At 63.0% G+C, this 1,239-nt stretch carries 1 protein-coding gene; it reads right to left on the bottom strand.

Annotated elements, in window-relative coordinates; translation table 11 throughout:
- Positions 1 to 31 precede the first annotated feature (31 nt).
- Complete coding sequence (tuf, locus tag ACJMKZ_RS18765; protein ID WP_405234762.1) at positions 32 to 1,222, bottom strand: elongation factor Tu; 1,191 nt, start codon at positions 1,220 to 1,222, stop codon at positions 32 to 34.
- Between the last annotated feature and the right edge of the window lie 17 nt (positions 1,223 to 1,239).

Below are 1,239 nucleotides of genomic sequence, written 5' to 3'. Positions count from 1 at the left end.
TGAATCGGGCCTGAAGGCCCTCCTGCATTGTTTAATCGATGATTTTCGCGACCACGCCGGCGCCCACGGTACGGCCGCCCTCGCGGATGGCGAAGCGCAGTCCGTCCTCCATGGCGATCGGTGCGATCAGCTCCACCACCATCTTCACGTTGTCGCCAGGCATCACCATCTCGGTGCCCTCCGGCAGCTCCACCGCACCCGTCACGTCCGTCGTGCGGAAGTAGAACTGCGGGCGATAACCCTTGAAGAACGGCGTGTGACGTCCACCCTCTTCCTTCGTCAGGATGTACACCTCGGCCTCGAACTTCGTGTGCGGCGTGATCGATCCCGGCTTCGCCAGCACCTGGCCGCGCTCCACCTCGTCTCGCTTCGTGCCGCGGAGCAGCACGCCCACGTTGTCGCCCGCCTGGCCCTCGTCCAAGAGCTTCCTGAACATCTCCACACCGGTGCAGGTCGTCTTCGTCGTATCCTTGATACCGACGATCTCCACCTCGTCACCGACCTTGATGATGCCCCGCTCGATACGGCCCGTGACCACCGTGCCGCGCCCGGAGATCGAGAACACGTCCTCCACCGGCATCAGGAAGTCGCCGTCCACCGCGCGCTCGGGCTCCGGAATGTAGCTGTCCATCGCCTCGATCAGCTTGTAGATCGAGGGCACGCCGATGTCCGACTCATCCCCCTCGAACGCCTTCAGCGCAGATCCGGTGATGATCGGCGTATCGTCGCCCGGGAACTCGTAGGTCGACAGAAGATCGCGCACCTCCATCTCCACCAGCTCCAGAAGCTCCTCGTCATCGACCATGTCCGCCTTGTTCAGGTACACCACGATGTAGGGCACGCCCACCTGGCGCGCCAGCAGAATGTGCTCGCGGGTCTGGGGCATCGGACCGTCGGCCGCACTCACCACCAGGATCGCACCGTCCATCTGCGCCGCTCCCGTGATCATGTTCTTCACGTAGTCGGCGTGGCCCGGGCAGTCCACGTGCGCGTAGTGCCGCGCCTCGCTCTCGTACTCCACGTGCGCCGTGGCAATCGTGATACCACGTGCCTTCTCCTCCGGCGCATTGTCGATCTGGTCGTAAGCCCGCACCTCACCACCAAACTTCTCGGCCATCACCTTCGTCATCGCAGCCGTCAAAGTCGTCTTACCGTGGTCCACGTGGCCAATCGTGCCTACGTTCACGTGGGGCTTCGTTCTCTCAAACTTCGCTTTGGACATCTCTGCCTACCTTTCAG

The organism is Lentisalinibacter salinarum (assembly GCF_040706555.1).
GTDB lineage: Bacteria > Pseudomonadota > Gammaproteobacteria > Steroidobacterales > Woeseiaceae > Lentisalinibacter > Lentisalinibacter salinarum.
This window is presented reverse-complemented; position numbering and strand designations above follow the sequence as displayed.